At 59.7% G+C, this 21448-nt stretch carries 20 protein-coding genes and 1 tRNA gene; 14 read left to right on the plus strand and 7 right to left on the minus strand.

The genetic code is table 11. The features are described from left to right. The first annotated feature begins 118 nt into the window (after positions 1-118). The 6 genes from DOU54_RS07755 to dps all read left to right on the plus strand — a co-directional run bounded on the left by DOU54_RS07755 (position 119) and on the right by dps (position 5140). Complete coding sequence (locus DOU54_RS07755; protein WP_004443453.1) at positions 119-379, plus strand: hypothetical protein; 261 nt, start codon at positions 119-121, stop codon at positions 377-379. A gap of 336 nt (positions 380-715) precedes the next feature. After that, positions 716-1654, plus strand: a complete 939-nt coding sequence (locus DOU54_RS07760; protein ID WP_113380786.1) for a siderophore ABC transporter substrate-binding protein — start codon at positions 716-718, stop codon at positions 1652-1654. 193 nt (positions 1655-1847) lie between these two features. Beyond that, a complete protein-coding gene (locus tag DOU54_RS07765) occupies positions 1848-2813 on the plus strand; it encodes an ABC transporter permease (RefSeq protein ID WP_004443456.1) in 966 nt (321 codons plus the stop codon). After that, on the plus strand, positions 2806-3774 hold the full coding sequence (locus tag DOU54_RS07770; protein WP_113731034.1) for an iron chelate uptake ABC transporter family permease subunit: 969 nt from the start codon (positions 2806-2808) through the stop codon (positions 3772-3774). The genes DOU54_RS07765 and DOU54_RS07770 overlap by 8 nt, the downstream gene beginning before the upstream one ends. Further along, entirely contained in the window at positions 3771-4529 is a 759-nt protein-coding gene (locus tag DOU54_RS07775) for an iron ABC transporter ATP-binding protein (RefSeq protein ID WP_113380788.1), read from the plus strand. The genes DOU54_RS07770 and DOU54_RS07775 overlap by 4 nt, the downstream gene beginning before the upstream one ends. A 122-nt stretch (positions 4530-4651) precedes the next feature. Further along, positions 4652-5140: a DNA starvation/stationary phase protection protein Dps gene (gene dps, locus DOU54_RS07780; RefSeq protein ID WP_004443462.1), complete on the plus strand. Its 489-nt coding sequence runs from the start codon at positions 4652-4654 to the stop codon at positions 5138-5140. A gap of 66 nt (positions 5141-5206) precedes the next feature. Here the strand turns inward: dps and DOU54_RS07785 are convergent, their stop codons facing one another. After that, on the minus strand, positions 5207-5428 hold the full coding sequence (locus DOU54_RS07785; protein ID WP_004443464.1) for a hypothetical protein: 222 nt from the start codon (positions 5426-5428) through the stop codon (positions 5207-5209). A gap of 368 nt (positions 5429-5796) precedes the next feature. Between DOU54_RS07785 and DOU54_RS07790 the strand changes: the two genes are divergently transcribed. Continuing rightward, a tRNA-Gly gene (locus DOU54_RS07790) sits at positions 5797-5871 on the plus strand. Positions 5872-5987: 116 nt separating this feature from the next. Here DOU54_RS07790 and DOU54_RS07795 read toward each other — a convergent pair. Both DOU54_RS07795 and DOU54_RS07800 read right to left on the minus strand, forming a co-directional pair. Then, positions 5988-6821 (minus strand): aldo/keto reductase, encoded by an 834-nt coding sequence (locus tag DOU54_RS07795; RefSeq protein WP_113380789.1) that lies wholly within the window; start codon positions 6819-6821, stop codon positions 5988-5990. Positions 6822-6882: 61 nt separating this feature from the next. Continuing rightward, entirely contained in the window at positions 6883-8064 is a 1182-nt protein-coding gene (locus DOU54_RS07800; protein ID WP_113380814.1) for an MFS transporter, read from the minus strand. Positions 8065-8227: 163 nt separating this feature from the next. Between DOU54_RS07800 and DOU54_RS07805 the strand changes: the two genes are divergently transcribed. Next, on the plus strand, positions 8228-9127 hold the full coding sequence (locus DOU54_RS07805; RefSeq protein ID WP_112765885.1) for a LysR family transcriptional regulator: 900 nt from the start codon (positions 8228-8230) through the stop codon (positions 9125-9127). Between the two features lie 3 nt (positions 9128-9130). On the opposite strand, the gene DOU54_RS07810 is transcribed toward DOU54_RS07805, so the two are convergent. Further along, positions 9131-10030, minus strand: coding sequence for a LysR family transcriptional regulator (locus DOU54_RS07810; RefSeq protein WP_004443468.1), 900 nt, complete (start codon positions 10028-10030; stop codon positions 9131-9133). Between the two features lie 135 nt (positions 10031-10165). Between DOU54_RS07810 and DOU54_RS07815 the strand changes: the two genes are divergently transcribed. The 4 genes from DOU54_RS07815 (at position 10166) to DOU54_RS07830 (ending at position 16100) form a co-directional block, all read left to right on the plus strand. Continuing rightward, entirely contained in the window at positions 10166-10975 is an 810-nt protein-coding gene (locus DOU54_RS07815; RefSeq protein WP_004443469.1) for an alpha/beta hydrolase fold domain-containing protein, read from the plus strand. Between the two features lie 115 nt (positions 10976-11090). Then, entirely contained in the window at positions 11091-12281 is a 1191-nt protein-coding gene (locus DOU54_RS07820) for an efflux RND transporter periplasmic adaptor subunit (protein ID WP_004443470.1), read from the plus strand. Between the two features lie 133 nt (positions 12282-12414). Beyond that, positions 12415-15609, plus strand: a complete 3195-nt coding sequence (locus DOU54_RS07825) for an efflux RND transporter permease subunit (RefSeq protein WP_022556841.1) — start codon at positions 12415-12417, stop codon at positions 15607-15609. Positions 15610-15896: 287 nt separating this feature from the next. Next, positions 15897-16100, plus strand: coding sequence for a hypothetical protein (locus DOU54_RS07830; RefSeq protein ID WP_004443472.1), 204 nt, complete (start codon positions 15897-15899; stop codon positions 16098-16100). 52 nt (positions 16101-16152) lie between these two features. On the opposite strand, the gene DOU54_RS07835 is transcribed toward DOU54_RS07830, so the two are convergent. Both DOU54_RS07835 and DOU54_RS07840 read right to left on the minus strand, forming a co-directional pair. Next, positions 16153-16998: an endonuclease/exonuclease/phosphatase family protein gene (locus DOU54_RS07835; RefSeq protein WP_022556842.1), complete on the minus strand. Its 846-nt coding sequence runs from the start codon at positions 16996-16998 to the stop codon at positions 16153-16155. A gap of 13 nt (positions 16999-17011) precedes the next feature. Beyond that, on the minus strand, positions 17012-18472 hold the full coding sequence (locus DOU54_RS07840) for a phospholipase D-like domain-containing protein (protein ID WP_004443474.1): 1461 nt from the start codon (positions 18470-18472) through the stop codon (positions 17012-17014). Between the two features lie 264 nt (positions 18473-18736). Here DOU54_RS07840 and pdxY point away from each other — a divergent pair, with 264 nt between their 5' ends. Both pdxY and DOU54_RS07850 read left to right on the plus strand, forming a co-directional pair. After that, on the plus strand, positions 18737-19612 hold the full coding sequence (pdxY, locus tag DOU54_RS07845) for a pyridoxal kinase PdxY (protein ID WP_048902853.1): 876 nt from the start codon (positions 18737-18739) through the stop codon (positions 19610-19612). A gap of 174 nt (positions 19613-19786) precedes the next feature. Further along, positions 19787-20428, plus strand: a complete 642-nt coding sequence (locus tag DOU54_RS07850; RefSeq protein ID WP_004443476.1) for a carbonic anhydrase — start codon at positions 19787-19789, stop codon at positions 20426-20428. A gap of 176 nt (positions 20429-20604) precedes the next feature. Here DOU54_RS07850 and DOU54_RS07855 read toward each other — a convergent pair whose 3' ends face one another. Further along, positions 20605-21420 (minus strand): lytic murein transglycosylase, encoded by an 816-nt coding sequence (locus tag DOU54_RS07855; protein WP_004443477.1) that lies wholly within the window; start codon positions 21418-21420, stop codon positions 20605-20607. Positions 21421-21448: the final 28 nt, after the last annotated feature.

The raw sequence follows: 21448 nt of genomic DNA on the forward strand, positions 1-21448 counted from the left end.
CCTCCCAAGGCAACTGGCCCCGTATCTCCGGATACGGGGCTTTTTTTGTGGAACGTTATGGATTGCGGCGAGGTTGGGGGCGGCATAGATTTTATGAAACCCTCTGAGGAACCCTGTCATGCGCAGCCTTGCAATCCTGACCATCCTTGCTTTAACCGGTTGCACTACCGCCGCCCCCGATGTGGAACCCATTCCCGGCAGTATCACCTATGGCGGGCAGCCCCGTACCAAACTGACAAAGTCCCCCGTCGGCAGTACGCTCAGCAACGAATTCGTGATGGGCGACGGAAGGCTGGCGATCGAGACTTACCGGGTGCAGCCGGACCGATCGTTGAAACTGGAGAGGCGCGAAATCGTCGGCGACTGGCCACCGGATTGACAGCGGCTGTCACGTTGGTCGTGATGGGTAAAACAGACGGGTAAAAGGCACCGACCAAAGTGACGCCGGCCTTTCCTTCCCCTCAACGTCACCTCGGACTTGATCCGATCACCACCAACGCAGTGGGATACTCGGGTCAAGCCCGAGCATGACGGGGAAGAGGTTCGAGCAGATGTTTCATCTGCCCCCCACATTTCCCGCTCACGGCAATTCAGAACCATTCTAAAACATAATTTTGATTTCCGCCCGCCTTGCCAATAAAGCTGATAACGGACATCAAGTTAACCGGACGGAAAGCTTTCCGCCGGTCCGGAACCATTCGCAAGGGACATATTCGTGGCCATCAACTTCACCTTCCCCGTTCGGCTGCTGGCGGCAGCGGCCTTCAGTCTTGGCGCGATGACCGCAAGCGCCGAGGAAATGACGATCAAGCACGCCCAGGGCGAGACCGTGCTGAAAGCCGCGCCGAAAAAGGTTCTGGTTCTTGATGTTCCCTCGCTCGACAATCTCGATGCACTCGGCGTCGAGCCGACGGGCGTCGTCGGCTCCAACCTGCCGACCTATCTGCAGAAATATGCCGACGGGAAATATCTGAAGGTCGGCACGCTGTTTGAGCCCGATTACGAGGCGATCAATGCGGCAGAGGCCGATCTCGTCATCGTTGGCGGCCGTTCGCGGGCAAAATATCCGGATGTTGCCAAGATCACACCGGCCATCGACATGTCGGTGGATTCCAAGGAATTCATCGGCAGCGTGAAAGCCAACATCGCCAAGCTTGGCGATATCTTCGGCAAGCAGGAAGAAGCCAAGAAGCTCGATGCCGCCATCGATGAAAAGGTGGCGAAGCTGAAAGAGATCGCCCCCAATTCCGGAACGGCGATGATCCTCGTCACCAATGCCGGCAAGGTCGGCGTTTATGGCCCAGGCTCGCGCACCGGCTGGCTGCACACCGAAATCGGCTTCAAGCCGGTCGCCGAAGACATCGACGACCGTTTCGACCGCGGCGACGTCGTCTCCTTCGAATATCTGGCCGAGGTCAATCCGGAATGGCTGTTCGTGATCGACCGCGATGCCGGCATCGGCCGCGCCACCGATCCCGGCAAGGTGGCCGCGCAGGTGCTGGATAACGAACTGGTCCACCAGACCAACGCCTGGAAGAAAAAGCAGATCGTTTACCTCGACCCGCAGGCGGCCTATATCGTCAGCAGCGGTTATACGGCGCTCACCACCCTGCTCGATCAGGTCTACGAGGCTGTCTCTGACAAGAAATCGTAAAAGCCTCTAGGCATGCGCTTCTGAAGGCTGCTCCATACTCGACGTCATCCTCGGGCTTGACCCGAGGATCCATCGCGCGTCAGGTTGTGGATCCTCGGGTCAAGCCCGAAGATGACCAAGGAGAGGTCGGACACCTGTTTCGGCAGCCTGTCAGGTTACGGGGAGCTTTTACCATTTACGAAAAACCGCCAACGTGAAATCCCTGTCTCTCATCCTTGTCCTGTTGCTAGCCCTGGTGCTCGCCATCACCAGCCTGTTCGTCGGCGTGAGCAACGTTTCGCTCGCAACGCTTTTCGCACCCGACACGAGTGCAGACGCGCTGCGTGTGCTGCTCGTCAGCCGTATTCCGCGCACGCTCGCGCTGATCCTTGCGGGAAGCTCGATGGCGATTGCCGGCCTCATCATGCAGATGCTGGTGCGAAACCGCTTCGTGGAACCTTCCACGGCAGGCACGACGGAATCCGCCGGCCTCGGCCTGCTCGCCGTCACCCTTTTGGCACCGGATACACCGATCTTCGGCAAGATGCTGGTGGCAGCAGCTTTTGCTCTCGCCGGCACCGCGCTGTTCCTGCGCATCCTGCGGCAGGTGCCGCTGCGCGACGTGCTGCTGGTGCCGCTGATCGGCATCATGCTTGGCGGCGTCATTTCCGCCGTCACCACCTTCTTCGCCTATCGCTTCGATCTGCTGCAATCGCTCGGGGCATGGATGACGGGGGATTTTTCCGGCGTACTGCGCGGCCGTTATGAGTTGCTGTGGATCGGTTTTCTCTTCGCCATCGCCGCCTATCTCGCCGCCGACCGCTTCACCGTGGCGGGCATGGGCCGGGACTTCACCACCAATCTCGGTCTCAACTATCGCCGAGTAATGGCGCTCGGCCTCACCATCGTTTCGCTGGTCAGCGCTGTCGTGGTGGTGACGGTGGGCATGATCCCCTTCCTGGGCCTGATCGTGCCGAATGTCGTGAGCCTGATGATCGGCGACAATATGCGCCGCTCGGTGCCATGGGTGGCGACGCTCGGCGCGGTCTTTGTGCTCTCCTGCGACATCATCGGCCGGACGGTGCGCGCGCCTTACGAAATACCCATTGGAACCGTGGTCGGCGTCATCGGCAGCGCGCTGTTCCTCTATCTCCTGCTGCGGAAACGCAACCATGCGTGAGAGAAACCCTGACAGGCGCGCAAAAATCGTTCTGCTTGTGCTTGCCGCACTGGCGCTTATTTCCATGACCGCCTTCATGACGCTCGGCGCCAGGGGAAGCTGGAGTTTCGTGCTGCCGTTTCGCGGCATCAAGCTCCTGTCGCTTTTGCTGGTGGCCTACGCCATCGCCGTTTCCACCGTGCTGTTCCAGACGGTTACCAACAACCGTATCCTCACCCCTTCGGTCATGGGTTTCGATTCACTCTACGTGTTGATGCAGACCGGGCTGATTTTCGTCTTCGGCTCGGCAACAGCCGTGATGATCGATCCTCAACTGAAATTTCTGGTGGAAACCGGGCTGCTCGTCGCCTTTTCCGCCCTGCTCTATCGCTGGCTTTTTGTCGGAGCGGAACGCAGCCTGCATCTTCTCGTCCTGGTCGGTATCGTCTTCGGCGTGTTTTTCCGCAGCCTCTCGGGCTTCATGCAGCGGGTCCTCGATCCGAACGAATACACGGTGCTGCAGGATGTGCTTTTCGCCAGTTTCAATTCCATCGATCCGACGCTGCTCACTGTTTCCGCCATCATCATCGGCGTGGTCACCATTATCGGGCTGCGCCTGATGCACACGCTCGACGTGCTCTCGCTCGGCCGCGCGACGGCCATCAGCCTCGGGGTAGAATACAAGTACACCGTGACCGTCATCCTCGTGCTGGTCTCCGTACTTGTCGCCGTCTCCACTGCGCTCGTCGGCCCGGTCATGTTCTTCGGCCTGCTGGTCGCGGCCCTCGCCCATTATCTCACCGGCAACGGCAAGCATGCCTATGTGCTGCCTGCGGCGATCCTCATCGCCGTGATCTGTCTCGTCGGCGGTCAGGTGGTGCTGGAGCGGGTTTTCGCCTTCGATACGGCGCTCTCCATCATCATCGAATTTCTGGGCGGCATCGTCTTTATCGGTCTCATTCTGAAACGAGGTGCGCGATGATCATCGCCAGTCAGATCAGCAAATCCTATGGTGACAGCGTCGTCATCGACGGCGTCTCGGTTTCCATCCCGGCAGGCGGCGTCACCTCCATCATCGGGCCGAACGGCGCGGGTAAATCCACGCTCCTGTCCATCGTCGCAAGGCTGATGTCCATGGATACGGGAACCGTCACGGTCGACGGGCTGGATGTCACGAAAACCCCCTCCGATACGCTGGCGAAGCGGCTCTCCATCCTGCGGCAGGACAATCACATCTCCTCGCGCCTGACCGTGCGCGACCTTGTCGGCTTCGGCCGCTACCCCTACTCCAAGGGCCGCCCCACCATCGAGGACAAGGCCCATATCGACCGGGCGCTTGAATATCTGCACCTTGAAAATCTGGCCGACCGGTTTCTGGACGAACTGTCCGGCGGCCAACGCCAGCGCGCCTTCGTGGCCATGGTGCTTTGCCAGGATACGGATTATGTGCTGCTTGACGAGCCGCTCAACAACCTCGACATGAAACACGCCTCCAGCATTATGAAAATCATGCGCAAGGCGGCTGACGAGCTGAAGAAGACCGTGGTTCTGGTTCTGCACGACATCAACTTCGCCTCCTGGTATTCCGACACCATCATCGCCATGCGCGAGGGCCGCATCTGTCATCAGGGTCCTGCGGAAGAGATCATCCGTCCCGATATTCTCAAGGAAATCTATGACATGCCGATCAGCGTCAGTGAGATAGACGGCCGGCGCATCTGCCTGTTTTACGAATGACATGATGATTGTGCAGGATTTTTGCTGTCCCGTCGCCTAACATGGAACAGGGCCACAGGCCCGCACGTTAATCGACGGACTTTTCCAAAGCGGCATTCCGTCCGCAACTTCAGGAGACATCGATGAAGACGCACAAGACGAAGAACGACCTGCCTTCAAACGCCAAGTCGACCGTTATCGGCATTCTAAACGAATCGCTGGCTTCGGTGATCGACCTTGCGCTCATCACCAAACAGGCGCACTGGAACCTGAAAGGCCCGCAATTCATCGCCGTGCATGAACTTCTCGATACGTTCCGCACCCAGCTCGACAATCATGGCGACACGATTGCCGAACGTGTGGTCCAGCTTGGCGGCACGGCGCTCGGCAGCCTGCAATCGGTCTCCTCGACAACCAAGCTCAAGGCCTATCCGACCGACATCTACAAGATCCATGACCATCTGGACGCCCTGATCGAACGTTATGGCGATGTGGCCAACATGATCCGCAAGGCCATAGACGATTCCGATGAAGCGGGCGACCCAACGACGGCCGACATCTTCACCGCCGCCTCGCGCGATCTCGACAAGGCGCTCTGGTTCCTCGAAGCGCATGTGCAGGAAAAGAGCTGAGCGGAAATCCGCCCACTTCAAAAACAAAGCGCCCGGATATCCGGGCGCTTTTTTTCTTCTCAGGCATCAGTGCCGCCGCAAAACGGCAAGCCCGATGTCCCGCAACATCTCATGGTCGAGAATGCCGCGCTGGGCGCTGCGGATAAGAACCGCCGCGCACTCGTTGGCAACGTGGCTGCTGCGATCTTGAAGGCACTCGAAACATACGCCATCGAAAATATTCTGCAGATCGGTGATCTGCTCCGGCGACAATTGTGCGCCAACCCGTTCAAAAGCTGCATACGACAAGGCTCATCCTCCTGATGATATGCCAAGTATCGTTTCTTTTTTTCGTGGACAGGAAATTTGTACACCCGAACGAATCACTTGTCGAATCAGATTTTAACCAAATGTAAATAGATTATTTCCTGGCACCGCATCTGGGCGCTCCATTGTGAGACGGCAATAAAAACCAGATGAAACAATATCTTCGCTCAAATATCCATGGCGTCCGAGCCCGCCGCTTCCCGGAAAGGCAGATAAATTCGCAGGCGGGCGGATTTCCACCGAAACCGCAAAAGAAACTGTTGCATTCCAAAAACGATTGAGCGATATAGCACCCGTCGCCGCTTCGGCGGCCCACGGTTCAGCATACTACCCCGGACCGGTGGATTTGAGCGGGTGTAGCTCAGGGGTAGAGCACAACCTTGCCAAGGTTGGGGTCGAGGGTTCAAATCCCTTCGCCCGCTCCAAATTTCCAGAACAGGCCGATAAATCTCTGGCATGCCCGATGCGAGGCGCATCGCCATACGCGAAAATTTCTCGCGCAAAGAAACCGGGAAGAGAGTTCTCTCCCCGGCCCTGATCGTCAGGCGGCCTCGTCCCAGACGGGCGCAAGCCCTTCCGGCGAAACGATGCGGCCATCCGGTCTGGCAAGCGCACGGATTGCCGCCATTTCATCTGCCGAAAGCTGGAAGTCGAAGATGGCGAGATTTTCCTCGACGCGCGCTTCGCTGACCGTTTTCGACAGTGCGACGACGCCCTGCTGCTGCACGAGCCAGCGCAGAACCACCTGTGCTACCGACTTGCCACGGCCCGCGGCAATCTCCTTCAGCACAGGATCGTCAAACACTTTACCATCGGCCATCCCGTAATAACCCGTCACCAACATGCCCGCAGCTTCGGCGGCGGCGATAACCACATCCTGATCGATGTAGGGGTGGTATTCGATCTGGTTGGTCACGATCGGGGCATTGGACAGCTTCACCGCTTCGGCCATCAGCGCCGTGCTGAAGTTGGAAACGCCGATATGGCGCACCTTGCCGGCCTGCCTCACCGCGTTCAGCGCGCCGATCTGCTCGGCAAGCGAAACCGCCTCGTTCGGCCAGTGCAGCAGCAGCAGGTCCACATGGTCGGTCTTCAGCTTTTTCAGGCTCTCATCGACAGAGGCGAGGAAGGCATCGTGCCTGTAGTTCTCGACCCAGACCTTGGTGGTGAGAAACACTTCGCCGCGCGCGACGCCCGAAGCAGCAATGGCTTCACCGACCTCAGCTTCATTGCCATAGATCTGGGCGGTATCGATATGGCGGAACCCGGCCTTCAGCGCATGGGGAACGATACGCAGCACATCGGGGCCGGGAATGCGAAACGTGCCGAAACCAAGCGCCGGGATTGACGCGCCGTTTGCAGTGACATCAAACATATATTTTCTCCTTTGAGGTGGCCCGGCCGGCTTGGGAGCGGCCGGGTATTTCATGAAAAGCTCAGGCAGTTTTCAGCGTCAGCGCGGCGCGGCGGTCGAGCGCGCTGCTCCAGATGGTCAGAAGCAGGGCAACCGCGACGAGGATGGCGCCAACCCAGGGTGTGGCTCCAAGACCCAACGGTGATTCCACCACCAGACCGCCGAGCCACGCGCCGATGGCGATGCCGAGATTGAAGGCGGCGATGTTGAGCGCCGAAGCGACATCGACGGCGCCGGGACGATGCTCCTTGGCAAGCTGCACCACATAAAGCTGCAGGCCGGGAACATTGGCGAAGGAGAGGAAACCAAGCGCGGCAAGCGTGATGAGCGTCAGCATCGGCGAAACCGCGGTGAAGGAAAAGACGAGCAGCACGATGGCCTGCGCCAGGAAGAGGCCAATGAGGGCCCTGGCCGGATTATGGTTGGCGATCCGGCCGCCACCGATGTTGCCAGCCGCGATGGCGATACCGTAAAGCACGAGGATCAGGCTGACGCTCTTTTCCGAAAATCCGGTCACATCCTGCAGGATTGGCGCAAGGAAGGTGAAGGCGACGAAGGTGCCGCCGTAACCAAGCGCGGTCATGGCGAAAACGATGAGCAGGCGGCCGGAGCCGAGAACACGGACCTGATCGAGCAAGCTTGCGGGCGGCGCCTTCTTGAGTGTGTTCGGGAGAAGCGCTGCAATGCCGAGGAAGGCAATGACACCAAGGGCAGCAACGGCCCAGAAAGTTGCGCGCCAGCCGAAGACTTGGCCGATATAGGTGCCGAGCGGAACACCGGTGACGATGGCGACCGTAAGGCCCATGAACATCATGGCAATGGCCGAGGCGCGACGGTTTTCCGGCACGAGATCGGCCGCGATGGTGGAGCCGACCGAGAAAAAGACGCCATGGGCGAAGGCGGCAATGACGCGGGCGACCAGCAGCATCTCATAATTGGGTGAAAGTGCTGCGAGACTGTTACCGACGATGAACAGGGCCATCAGGCCGAGCAGCAGCGGCTTCCTCTCTATCTTGCCGGTCAATGCGGTCAGGATCGGCGCACCAAAGGTCACACCCAGTGCATAGACACTGACGATGAGACCGGCGAGCGGCAGGGTGATATGGAGATCGTTTGCGACAGTCGGCAGCAGACCGACAATGACGAACTCCGTTGTTCCGATCGCATAGGCCGCGATCGTCAGGGCAAATATGGCCAATGGCATGACGAATACCTCTTCGCCCGCAGCTGGATCGCGGGCCTTCTGGACAGCGTGGGGCTGCCCGGTTGGATCAAATTGTATGAGCGCAATATGGGCAAAGGGGACTTGCATGATAATCGGCAAAGCCGGATAAATACCTTTGAATTGATTTCATAGGTGATGCGCGATGGATAACAGGGCCGGAGAGATGGAAGTCTTCGTGGCGGCGGCGGAACTCGGCAGCTTTTCAGCCGCCGGGCGCAGGCTGAAGCTTTCGCCCTCGGCCGTCAGCAAACTTGTCACACGTATCGAAGACCGTCTCGGCACCAGGTTGCTGGCCCGCTCCACCCGGCTCGTAACGCTTACGCCGGAGGGCGAGGTCTATCTGGCGCGGGCCCGACGCATTCTCGCCGACATAGCCGAGACCGAGCAGATCGTGGCGAGCGGCGGCAAGGTGGTGCCGCGCGGGCTGCTACGGGTCAACGCGACGCTGGGCTTCGGCGAACGTTATCTCCTGCCGCTTGCACCGGAATTCCTGTCGCTTTATCCGGAAATCGAGCTGGATATTTCGCTGACTGACGGTGTCATCAGCCTGATCGAGGAACGCACGGACATTGCCATACGCTCCGGCGCCATGGGCGATTCATCGCTGAAGGCAAGAAAGCTAAAGGAAGTACGCCGCGTTATCGTCGCCTCTCCCACCTATATCGAACAATACGGCATGCCGGAAACGCCGCAGGATCTGGCGCGGCACAATTGCCTGAGCTTCAATTTCAGTCGCAGTCTCAATGAATGGCCGTTCCGCGACCCCGGTTCTGCCGATGTCTATCGCCTGCCAGTCACGGGCAATGCCTCCGTCAACAGCGGCATGGCCATGCGCAGGCTTTGCCTAGCGGGGCTTGGGCTCGGTCGGGTCGGTGAATTCCACGTCGAACCCGATATCAGGGCTGGCCTGCTCGTTCCCGTACTGGAAGACTATAGCGCCGAGGACATGGAGGTGATCCACGCGGTTTATGCCGGCCATGAGCATCTCGCAGCCCGCGTGCGCGCCTTCATAGATTTCCTTGCCGCAAGGGTCGGGCGCTGATTATCACACCAGCCCATGCACCAGCTTTGCCAGCCAGTCGACAAAAACGCGGACCTTGTTCGTCACATGTCGGGTCTGCGGATAGACGACATAGATCGGCATCGCCTCCCGTCGCCATTCGGAAAGCACCGGCACCAGCTCTCCGCGCGACAGGGCGTCCCGCACCATGAAGATCGGCAGCTGCACGATGCCCATGCCGGCGAGCGCCGCATTAAGATAGGTGCGGCTGTCATTGACGGAAACGACGTAGTTGGGCGTCAGCTCGACGCTGCGTATGCCATTGTCGAAGGAGGCCGGCATGATCTGCCCGGTGGTGGCATTGAGGTAACCCACCGACAGATGATCCTTCTCCAGGTCCTCCGGTTCTCGGGGCATGCCAAAATTTTCGATATAGGAAGGCGACGCAAATGTTTCGAACCGGAGTTCGCCTACTTTTCGGGCAATCAGCGACTGATCGCGCAACACGCCTACGCGTAGCGCGCAGTCGACATTTTCCGCGATATAATCGACCAGACGGTCGCCGACACCGAGATCGAGACGGATTTGCGGATAGCGCTGGTAAAATTCGCAAAGATGTGGGATAACCACAAGGTCCGCAAAGACACCGGCCATTTCCACGCGCAACCGGCCGGATGGCTGCACCTGCGCGCTGGACATGCTGCCGTCAAGTTCTTCTATTTCCGATAAAATCTGCGATGCACGCTCATAATAGAGAGCGCCGTCCGTTGTCAGCATCACTCGCCGCGTCGTGCGGTTGAGAAGCGTGGTCTGCAAATGCGCCTCGAGCGCCTGGACCATATTGGTGACCGTGGTTTTCGGCATGTTCAGCGCTGTCGCGGCGCGGCTGAAATTGCCGGTTTCCACGACACGCGTAAAAACCCGCATGGCGGAGAGCTGATCCATGATGAGATTATCCGTATTTTTGGAATAGTGTTTTCATTTTGGCATACTTGATCGTTTTTCTCCGAACAATAATATAAATTTCAGATTTTGCAAATGTGATGCACTGCTCAAGGTGGTGCAACGGGACCGGATCAGATGAACGCGCACTGGGAGAATATCAAAAGCTGTGGGGGCTTCGCGTCCCAGCTTTCCGTGCGCCGATATGAAGGTTCGAGCCTGTGCAGCCAACCGCCCGTCGTACTTTATCTGCGCGGCGGTTCGTTTCTGGAACCCGGCCTGGAGCCGGGCGGCAATTGCCCGGAACTTCCGGTCGCGCGCGCGCTTGCAGAAAGCGGCGCGGTGGTCGTGGAGGCCGATTACAGCAGGCCGTCCGGCAACGAATTTCCGATGGTTATCGACTGCGCTTACGAAGCGCTCGATCGCCTGAGCCGGGATCGAAAGCATTATGGCGGCGCGAAATCGCTGCTGTTCGTGGCCGGCGAAGAGGCAGGCGGCAATGTGGCGGCGGGGCTTGCCTTGAAGGCCCGTGACCGCATGCCGGGCAAACTTGCCGGTCAGATACTTCTGTCGCCCATGATCGATCCGATGATGACGACGGAATCCTTCCGCGACGCGGACAGGATCGGCATGCGCCAGCGCTGGGCGGATGGCTGGAGCCATTACCTTGCCAAGGCGTGCGGGTTTTTTCACCCCTATGCCGCACCCTGCCAGTGCACGCGGCTGAACCGGGTGGCGCCGGCGCTGATCTTTACCGCCGAGGACGACCCTCTGCGCGACGAAACGGTCAATTACGGAGACCGCCTCATCGCCTCAGGCGTTAGCGTTAGGCAGCATGTTTTCCCCGCCGGCGTCGGCTGGACGGGGCTTTATCAAGGAGAGGGCGGCGGATGGGTCTCATCCGTCTGTTCGGAGTTCAAGACTTTCGTTGACCAGTTAAACCACTGAAATTTCGCATTTTGAGCATGTCCAGTAAAAGTGCGTAGCGGTTTTACGTCCGGATCATGCGACGAAGTAAAATAGATGAACGACCTGCTCCCGATCGGGGGCGAAGGAGATACCCATGACGCTGAACACAAAGCGCCGGGCCCTGACGGGCGCCGGTATCGGGCTTGCCATGTCCGTTGCAGCAGCAGCACTGTTTTTCGACCTCCCCACCAGTCGCGATGCAACGGCCGCTTCCACGCCTGCTGAAACACCAGCGATCCCTGTCACCGTTGCCAAGGTTGAAAGCCGCGACGTGATGCGCTGGGAGGAATTTTCCGGCCGTCTGGAAGCCGTTGACCGGGTGCAGATCCGCTCCCGCGTCGCCGGCCAGATCAAGGCTGTGCATTTTCGCGAAGGCGCGCTGGTGAAGGAAGGCGATCCCCTCTTCACCATCGATCCGGCCCCCTATCAGGCCGCCGTTGCCGGCGCTGAAGGACAGGTTGCGTCCGCCGAAGCCAAGGTCAGCCTTGCGAAAACGGAACTCGACCGTGGCCGCCGGCTTTCCGACAACCGCACCATCTCGCAGAGCGATCTCGACCAGCGCCAGAGCTCGTTTGCGGATGCCGAAGCCCAGCTTCGCGCCGCCCGCGCAGCACTCACCACGGCGCAACTCGATCTCGGTTACACCGAAATCCGCGCACCTGTTTCAGGCCGCGTCGGCCGCATCGAAATCACCGCCGGCAACCTCGTCGCCGCCGGTTCCACCTCGCCGGCACTGACGACCCTCGTGTCGGTCAACCCGATCTATGCGAGCTTCAACGCCAGCGAAGGCGTGGTGGCCAAGGCTCTTGCCGAGCTGCCGAAGACCGATGGCGCCCTGCCGGCTCTCGAACAGATCCCAGTGGAAATCGGCACGCTTTCGGATGAAGGCACGCCGATCAAGGGTACGCTGCACCTGATCGACAATCAGGTGGATTCGGCAAGCGGCACCATCGGTGTGCGCGCCGTCTTCGACAATCCCGATGGCAGGTTGATCCCCGGCCAGTTCGTGCGGGTGCGCATGGGCGAACCGAAGCCGGAAAACCGCATCGTCATCAGCGATCGCGCCATCGGCACGGATCAGGACAAGCGCTTCGTCTTCGTGGTCGATGCCGAAAACAAGGTGAGCTACCGCCAGATCAAGCCGGGCGCGCCGGCCGATGGCCAGCGCATCATCGAAAGCGGCCTTGCTGCCGGTGATACGATCGTCGTCAACGGCCTGCAGCGCATCCGTCCCGGCGCAACCATCGCACCTCAGGCGGAAGATAAGGTTGCTGCCTCGCAGTAATCCATCTCTTTGATCAGTAAGCGTCCCGCGCTTTCGCGAGACGCGCATTCAGACAGAACCGGCCTTCACCGGCGGCAGAATTGCCGCCGGAGCGGCCTTCGCATTCCAAAATATACCCGGAGAGGGACTGGATATGAATATTTCCAGATTTTTTGTCGACCGGCCGGTATTTGCCGGCGTCTTGTCGATCCTGATTGTGGTGGCAGGCCTTCTTGGCATGCGCGCCCTGCCGATTTCGGAATATCCCGAAGTCGTTCCGCCATCCGTCGTCGTGCGCGCCACCTATCCCGGTGCGAACCCGACCGTTATCGCTGAAACCGTCGCGACACCGCTCGAAGAACAGATCAACGGTGTCGAAGACATGCTCTACATGGGCAGCCAGGCGACGTCGGACGGCGTGCTGACGCTCACCGTCACCTTCAAGCTCGGCACCGATCCTGATAAGGCCCAGCAGCTTGTGCAGAACCGCGTCTCGCAGGCCGAACCGCGCCTGCCGGCGGAAGTGCGCGCGCTCGGCATCACCACGGTCAAGAGCTCGCCCGACTTCATCATGGTCGTCAACCTTGTCTCCAAGACCGACGCCTATGACATCACCTATCTGCGCAACTATGCGACGCTGAACGTCAAGGACCGTCTCGCCCGCATCGAAGGCGTGGGTCAGGTGCAGGTCTTCGGCGCGGGTGACTATTCCATGCGCGTCTGGCTCGATCCGCAGAAGGTGGCCGAGCATGATCTCGCCGCCAGCGACGTCTCCGACGCCATCCGCCAGCAGAACGTGCAGGCCGCGGCCGGCGTCATCGGCGCTTCACCAAGCCCGAACGGTGTCGACCTGCAGCTCAACGTCAATGCCCAGGGCCGTCTGACGACGCCGGAAGAATTCGGCAACATCATCGTCAAGAGCGGCGCAAACGGTGAAATCACTCGCCTGCGCGATGTCGCGCGCATCGAACTCGGTGCAGCCGATTACACGCTGCGTTCTCTGCTCGATGGTGAGCCGGCCGTGGCCGTCGCCGTCCTCCAGGCGCCCGGCTCCAACGCCATCGAAATCGCCGACAATGTCCGCGCCACCATGGATAATCTGCAATTGGCGATGCCCGATGGCGTGAAATACGAGATCGTCTACGATACGACGAAATTCGTGCGCTCCTCCATCGAGAAGGTTGTCGATACACTCCTCGAGGCCGTTGGCCTCGTGGTGCTTGTCGTCATCCTCTTCCTGCAGACGTGGCGCGCCTCGATCATTCCGCTGATCGCCGTTCCGGTCTCGATCATCGGCACCTTCGCCGTCATGTATGCCTTCGGCTTCTCCATCAACGCGTTGACGCTGTTCGGCCTTGTGCTCGCCATCGGCATCGTGGTGGATGACGCGATCGTGGTCGTCGAAAACGTCGAGCGAAATATCGAAAACGGGCTCTCACCGCGTGACGCCACCTATAAGGCGATGCGCGAAGTCTCCGGTCCGATCATCGCCATTGCGCTGGTACTGGTCGCCGTCTTCGTGCCGCTCGCCTTCATCTCCGGCCTCTCCGGCCAGTTCTACCGGCAGTTCGCGCTGACGATTGCCATCTCCACCGTCATTTCGGCCATCAACTCGCTGACGCTGTCACCCGCGCTTGCGGCCCTGCTGCTGAAGGAACATGGCGCACCGAAGGACTGGCTCACCCGCTTCATGGACAAGATCCTCGGCTGGTTCTTCCGCGGCTTCAACCGTGCCTTCGGCGCGGCCTCGAACGGCTACGGCAAGACCGTCGGCGGGCTGGTGACGCGCAAGAGCCTCGTCATGATCGTCTACATGGCGCTGGTGGCCGCCACCTATGGCATGTTTACGACAGTTCCGAGCGGCTTCGTGCCGGCGCAGGACAAGCAGTACCTCATCGGTTTCGCGCAGCTTCCTGATGGCGCAACGCTCGACCGTACCGAAAGCGTGATCAAGCGGATGAGCGAGATCGCCATGGAAACGCCCGGTGTCAGCCACGCCATCGCCTTCCCCGGCCTGTCGATCAACGGCTTCACCATCGGTTCCAATTCCGGCATCGTTTTTGCGGTTCTCGACGACTTCGAAAAGCGCAAGACACCGGAACTGTCAGGTGGCGCCATCGCCATGCAGCTGAACCAGAAATATGCCGGCATTCAGGACGCCTTCATCGCCATGTTCCCGCCGCCGCCGGTCAACGGTCTCGGCCAGACAGGCGGCTTCAAGCTGCAGATCGAAGACCGCGCCGGTTACGGCTACCAGACGCTGGACGAAGCGGCGAAAGCCGTTATCGCCAAGGCATATCAGACGCCGGAGCTGGCAGGCATTTTCTCCAGCTACCAGATCAACGTGCCGCAGCTCTTCGCCGATCTCGACCGCGCCAAGGCGGAACAGCTGGGCGTCTCCGTCAGCGACGTCTTCCAGACGCTGCAGATCTATCTCGGCTCGCTCTATGTCAATGACTTCAACGCCTTCGGTCGCACATACAGCGTCCGTGTGCAGGCGGATTCACAGTTCCGCGCCCACGCCGAAGATATTGGCCGCCTGAAGGTTCGCTCGGCAACGGGTCAGATGATCCCGCTGTCGACGCTCCTGAAGGTGAATGCGACGACCGGACCGGAGCGCACCAACCGTTATAACGGCTTCCTTGCGGCCGATATCAACGGCGGACCGGCACCGGGCTTCTCTTCGGGTCAGGCACAGGCCGCGATCGAAAAGATCCTCGCCGAAACCCTGCCCGCGGGCGTCGATTACGAATGGACGGATTTGACCTATCAGCAGATTCTCGCCGGCAATTCCAGCATCGTGGTTTTCCCGCTGGCGCTGCTGCTCGTCTATCTCGTGCTCGCTGCGCAATATGAAAGCCTGACCCTGCCGATCGCGATCATCCTGATCGTCCCGCTCGGCGTGCTCGCAGCCCTCACGGGCGTCTGGCTGACGGGAGGGGATAACAACATCTTTACGCAGATCGGCCTTGTCGTCCTTGTCGGTCTCTCGGCGAAAAACGCGATCCTGATCGTGGAATTCGCCCGGGAACTGGAATTCGAGGGACGAACGCCGCTTCAGGCGGCCATCGAGGCAAGCCGGCTTCGCCTGCGCCCGATCCTGATGACTTCGCTCGCCTTCATCATGGGCGTGGTGCCGCTGGTCGTCTCGACAGGTGCCGGTGCGGAAATGCGCGCCGCCATGGGTGTCGCGGTCTTCTCCGGCATGATCGGCGTGACGTTCTTCGGCATCTTCATGACTCCGGTCTTCTATGTGCTGGTGCGCAAGCTGGCGGGCAACCGTCCGCTCATCCAGCACAAGCAGGAAGAACCGGCCAATTCGGACTACAAGCTCGAAAAGGCCGGCTGAGACCGACACCTATCCACCGCAACCTTCGACGCAAGCCCGCCGCGCATCCCGAGATGCGCGGCGTTTTATATGGAAAGATGTGTATGCGCCTCTTCTGAAATTGAATCAGTTTCAAGTGCTTAACGGTAATACAGGCCGCGTTCCGGCCGCACCACAATTGGCAAAAGTCAATATAGATGTTGGTGACTGCACGCAGAGGAAGAAACAATGATATTTTATGCTTTGTATTTTGTGTTACTTTCCAAGAACAGGGTGATTCGGACTAAATGATTTAGTTCAGGGGCGACATGATGGAGCAGGATTACGAGAACTGGGCGACCACCGTTGCCTATTCGATAGTGATGCATGAGGGTCTTGATCTCGCGCTTTCCGCGCAAAATCTCGATAGAGGCAAGACCAGAAACAATCGTGAGCGGTTGATGGAAGCCATTCGCACATCCTTGCTGGAAGCGCGCTCACGCAGCCACGTGACAGCGGCGCAACGGGTTTAAGCCGGCCTCCTGAGATTGTTGCGGCAGCTTTCCTGGGCACGCCGCTGCAAGATCAGGCCGGAAGCAGGTCGGTCCGCACCGCGGCTTTCAGCGGCAGATGATCCGAAGCGATACGCGCCAGTGCGCTGTCATGCGCTTCGACCTGCTCGATCAGCCCTTCACGATTGGCGATGATCCGGTCCAGAGCCAGCACCGGCAGGTTGGACGGAAAACTGGGTACGGCTGGCGGCAAAGCGCCGAAAGCATCGCGAAACGTATTGAGTGATGAACCATTGCCGAGGCGCCATTCATTCAGGTCTCCCATGAGAATGGTCGGGCATTCATCCCTCGCTTCAAGAAGGCCGATCAGAGCCTTCGCCTGCTGGGCACGGGAATGCCGCAGCAGCCCGAAGTGAGCGGCAATGACCCGCAGGGTGCCGCCGCGCTTCAGATCCAGTTCGACAACGAGCGCGCCACGCGGCTCAAGCCCGGGCAGCTTCAGGGTATGAACCTCCCTGACCGCGCCCTCCTTGAACAGGACGACATTGCCATGCCACCCATGCGCCTTCACCCCGACCTGCACAGGCACGGGGACAAGGCCGCTTTCCCTTTCCAGCCGGGCGAGATCGAGCAGCCCGGTGCGTTCGCCGAAGCGGCTGTCGGCCTCTTGCAGCGCAATGATATCCGCCCCGATTTCCTGAATCACGCGACTGGTGCGATCAGGATCGAACTTGCGGTCCCGGCCCACGCATTTATGCACGTTGTAGGAGGCGATAACGGGAAAATCATGCGCCTTTTCCGCAGGCTTGGCATTCTGCCGCTGACGGTGATTGCGCAGCGAGTCCATCACAAAGGCCGGCAGGCTGGTATTCCGCGCCAGTACCGCTTTTTCGTTTTCCAGCACGCCGTCTTTTTTCACACGTCATCTCCGCTCAAAGATAGGGCGAGGCCAGCCACAGTACCCGTTCCACAAAACGAACAACGAACGGACGCGCTTTCAGTTCGCTCAGTCTTACAGGTATTGCGGCGTCGCGCGCCGTCGAGATCGTCTGCGTGATGGCCTGTCCGAACGCTTCGTCCATAACCTCCAGATCGATCTCGAAATTCAGACGCAAAGAGCGGGGATCGAGATTGGACGAACCGATGTAGCTCCACCGTCCGTCGATCACCAGCATCTTCGAATGATTGAACGCTCCCGTCGCCCTCCATATCCGGCAATAGTTGCGCAACATCTGATCGAACTGCGCCGTCATCGCCCTGTCGACAAGCACCAGATTATTGCTTTTCGGCACGACGATATCAACGACGACGCCGCGTCGCGCCGCCGTAATCAGCGCCGAAATAAGCTCCCGATCCGGGAGAAAATAGGGCGACATGATGAGAATCGACGACCTTGCGATGGAAAAAGCGCCGGTCAGCATCTTGTGATTGGTCTCGATGCTTTTGTCCGGCCCGGAGGAGCAAACGCGGGCAACGATCTGCGAGCCCGGCACGCCTTCGGGAATAGCGATATCCCAGACCGGCGTATCCAGAAGTTCCTTTGTCGTGAAACGCCAGTCTTCCGCCGCAATGGAGAAAAAATCCGCTACCACCGGTCCGCTGATCTTGAAATGCGTGTCGTGCGATTGTCTTCCCTGGCCGAATTCCTCGGTAAAACCCTCGCGTATGTTCATGCCGCCACTAAAGGCGACACGCCCGTCTACCACGAGAATCTTGCGGTGGGTGCGCAGATTGGCGTAGGGCAGCCGCAGACCCATGATGACGTTACCGTTGAAGACGTTGGCGACGATGCCCCTCTCCCGCAGCGTCGGCAGGATGCTCGGAACCGAATAACGCGCGCCCACGGCATCGATGAGCACCCTCACCTCCACGCCGCGCTGTTTTGCCCGCTGGAGGGCGGAAACGAAGCGGGCGCCGATCCGGTCATTATCGAAAATATATGTTTCGAGGATGATCGACCGTTTCGCCTGCTCGATCGCTTCCAGCATCGCCGCATAGGCGGCGTCACCCGTGGCGATGGGTTCGATGCTGTTGCCAGTCGTCAGTGCATGGCGGGTCACCCGGTCACCCAGTACCTTCATCGCCGCGAAACGGCGGCCGAACCGCTCGGCTACCAGCTCACCGCCAGCGTCGAAACGGGCCACGCGGTCCATGATCTCGTCCTGCATGAAGGACCGCTGCTGGGTAATGTTGGACCGGCGGATGCGGTTGATGCCGGCAATGGCATAGATGACCGCACCGACGATGGGCGACAGCACGATGACGCCGACCCAGCCCAGTGCCGAGCGAACTTCTTCCTTCGTCATGGTGGCGTGCACGGCCGCCACGGTTCCCATCAAAACGGAGAGAACGGCAAGAATATGCGGCCAATAGGCGATGATGAGAGCGAGCATGAATACAACTATAGGGCATCAGGCGGAAAAGTGTAACGCGGTTTTCCGAAAGCCGCCGCCTTAACGAGAAATCGGTGCAGCGATCCCGCAACGAGAGGCGTTCCCTGACGGCGGCAAAACGACCGCCATGCTTTTGCGGGACAGACCCTTGCGGGATTAACGGTGGAAACTGGTCTTGCGATATGTCATGAGAGCGCATCTTGATCTTTGGGCGGGGGCAGCATTGGTGGGCTTTCTGCCGCGTTTGAACGCAAGAAGGCCGTGATGCAGGACAATACCCAAGGCGCCGTCATCGTCATTTCCAGCCATGTCATGCGGGGCTCCGTTGGCAACCGCGCGGCAGTCTTCGCGCTGGAGACACTCGGTTTTCCGGTTTGGGCAGTGCCCACCATCGTCATGCCCTGGCATCCCGGCCACGGACCATCCACCCGCATGCGCTTTCAGGACGAAGACTTCGACAAGGCGATGACCGACCTCGAAAACGCCAAATGGATCGGCGAGGTCAAGGCGGTTCTGACCGGTTATTTCGGCAGCGCCTCGCAGGTGCGTGCCGTCGCAAGGCTGATCCGAAATCTCAAGGAAAAGAACCCGGCGCTGATTTACGCCTGCGATCCTGTCATGGGTGATCTGGGCGGGCTTTATATTCCCCTTGAGACCGCCGAAGCCATCCGCGATCACCTCATTCCGCTTGCCACGGTCGCCACGCCCAACCGATATGAACTCGCCTGGATGAGCGGCGCCGCGCTTGAGACCAACAGCGCCATCATGGATGCAGCGCTTTCCCTCGGCCCGCCAAAAATGCTTGTCACCTCGGCGGTGCCGATGATGACGGGCGGCACCGGCAACCTTTACCTCAGCGGCCGCCACGCGCTGCTCGCCGAACATCGCGCCATTGAAAATGCGCCTAACGGCCTCGGCGACCTGATGTCGGCGCTGTTTCTTGCCCGCCTGCTGGAAGGTCTGGATGACGAAAAGGCGCTGCAGCTCGCAACCGCCAGCGTGTTCGAAATTCTGGCCCGCACAAAAAAACGCGACATGAACGAACTGACGCTGGAGACGGATTCTTCAAGCCTCTCCACACCCATGGCCATGGTGCAGATGCGTCATCTCTTGCATCCTTCGCGCAGCAAGCGCAAATAGCGGCTAGAGCATTTCCGTGAAACGTGGCCCTTGGTCTTCGTCCGGAAATGCGACAAGCAAGGAGTTGGAGCGGTTTCACGGCTCGAAGAAAAGCGAAAATGCTCCAAAGGATTGGTCTTCAACGCACCGAGTTCTTCCCTTGATCTCGGTCCAACCACAACGGTACTGCGATAGATGAAAGATTTTCCGGAAAACCTTCTCAACGGCTATAAGAACTTCATGAGCGGTCGTTATGCCGACGAGCGCGAAAGATACCGCGTTCTGGCCGATACCGGACAGAAACCGCAGACCCTGTTCATTGCCTGTTGTGACTCCCGCTCCGCGCCGGAAACCATTTTCGACTGCGGCCCGGGAGAGCTTTTTGTCGTCCGCAATGTTGCCAACATGGTGCCGCCCTTCGAGCCGGACGGGCAATATCACGCCACCTCGGCGGCCATCGAATATGCGGTTCAGGTGCTGAAGGTGAAGGATATCGTCGTCATGGGCCACGGTCGCTGCGGCGGCATTCAGGCGGCGCTCGATCCCAATCTGGAGCCGCTGTCGCCCGGTGATTTCATTGGCAAATGGATGAACATGGTCAAGTCGGCCGCCTCGCAAATCCAGAGCAACGACGTCATGACCGCCTCTGAGCGGCAGACGGCGCTGGAACGCGTTTCCATCCGCAACTCCATCGCCAATCTGCGCGGCTTCCCCTTCGTCAAGGCACAGGAAACCGCCGGCAAGGTGAAGCTGCACGGCGCATGGTTCGATATTTCGACCGGCGAATTGTGGGTGATGGACGGCAAGACCGGCGACTTCCGCCGCCCGGATCTGTGATTGGCAGGTAATAGCTACCGGCCAAACTCAACGCTCGTCACCCCGGACTAGATCCGGGGTCCAGCGCGATCAAGTCCTTGATCGCCAAAGACTCTTTCACGGCGCGGACGCGCCGTGACTGGATGCCGGATCAAGTCCGGCATGACGGAAGTGGAATTCGCGCGTGGAAAGCAGCCTTATTGGCCGTCAATCGCCTTGCCGATGAAGGCGATCGCCTGCTGGTAGACACTTGCGGCGTTCCAGCCCTGAATTGCCGCGTAATTCGCCTGCCCCTGCTGGTAGCCTGCACCGCGCTGCCAGCCATGGCCGACGAGGAAGTTCGCGGTGGACGCCAGCGCGTCGGCGCGCGAACCGACGAGATCGATCCGACCGTCGCGGTCGAAATCCACGCCGTAGCGCACGACGTTCAGCGGCAGGAACTGCGTCTGGCCGATTTCACCATGGGCGGCACCCTTGGCGTTGACGTTCAGCGAGCCGCTGCCGACGAGTTTCAGAGCCGCATAAAGCTGCTCGGTGAAATAGTCCGAACGGCGGCAGTCAAAAGCAAGCGTTGAAACGGCGGAAAGCGTGTGCTGGTTGCCCATGAAACCGCCAAAGCCTGTTTCCATGCCCCAGATGGCGAGCAGCGGACCAGCCGGCACGCCATAGGCACGCTCGATGGAGGCGAACAGTGCGGCGTTGTTCTTCTTCATGGTCTTGCCGCGCGAAATGATCGTCTGACCGCCGCGCTTCTGCATGAACTGCTCGAAGGAAAGCTTGAAGCTGTGCTGACCGCGATCGGCGCGGATCGTCGCCTGGTTGTAGGAGACGCCGGAGAAAGCCCGGTCGAGCACCGAGGCGCTGACGCCGCGACCCGCCGCTTCCTGCTTGAAGGCGCTGACCCAGGCATCGAAGCCCGCCGAAGTGTTGCCGCATTGCGCGGCCATAACCGGCGTCGCTGCCAGAACCGAGACCATGGCCACACCAGCCAGAATTACCTTCATTGCCCGCATCAAAATCTGCCTTCGATATCCTTTGGGG

This window comes from Agrobacterium sp. MS2 (genome assembly GCF_003261015.1).
Lineage (GTDB): Bacteria > Pseudomonadota > Alphaproteobacteria > Rhizobiales > Rhizobiaceae > Agrobacterium > Agrobacterium pusense.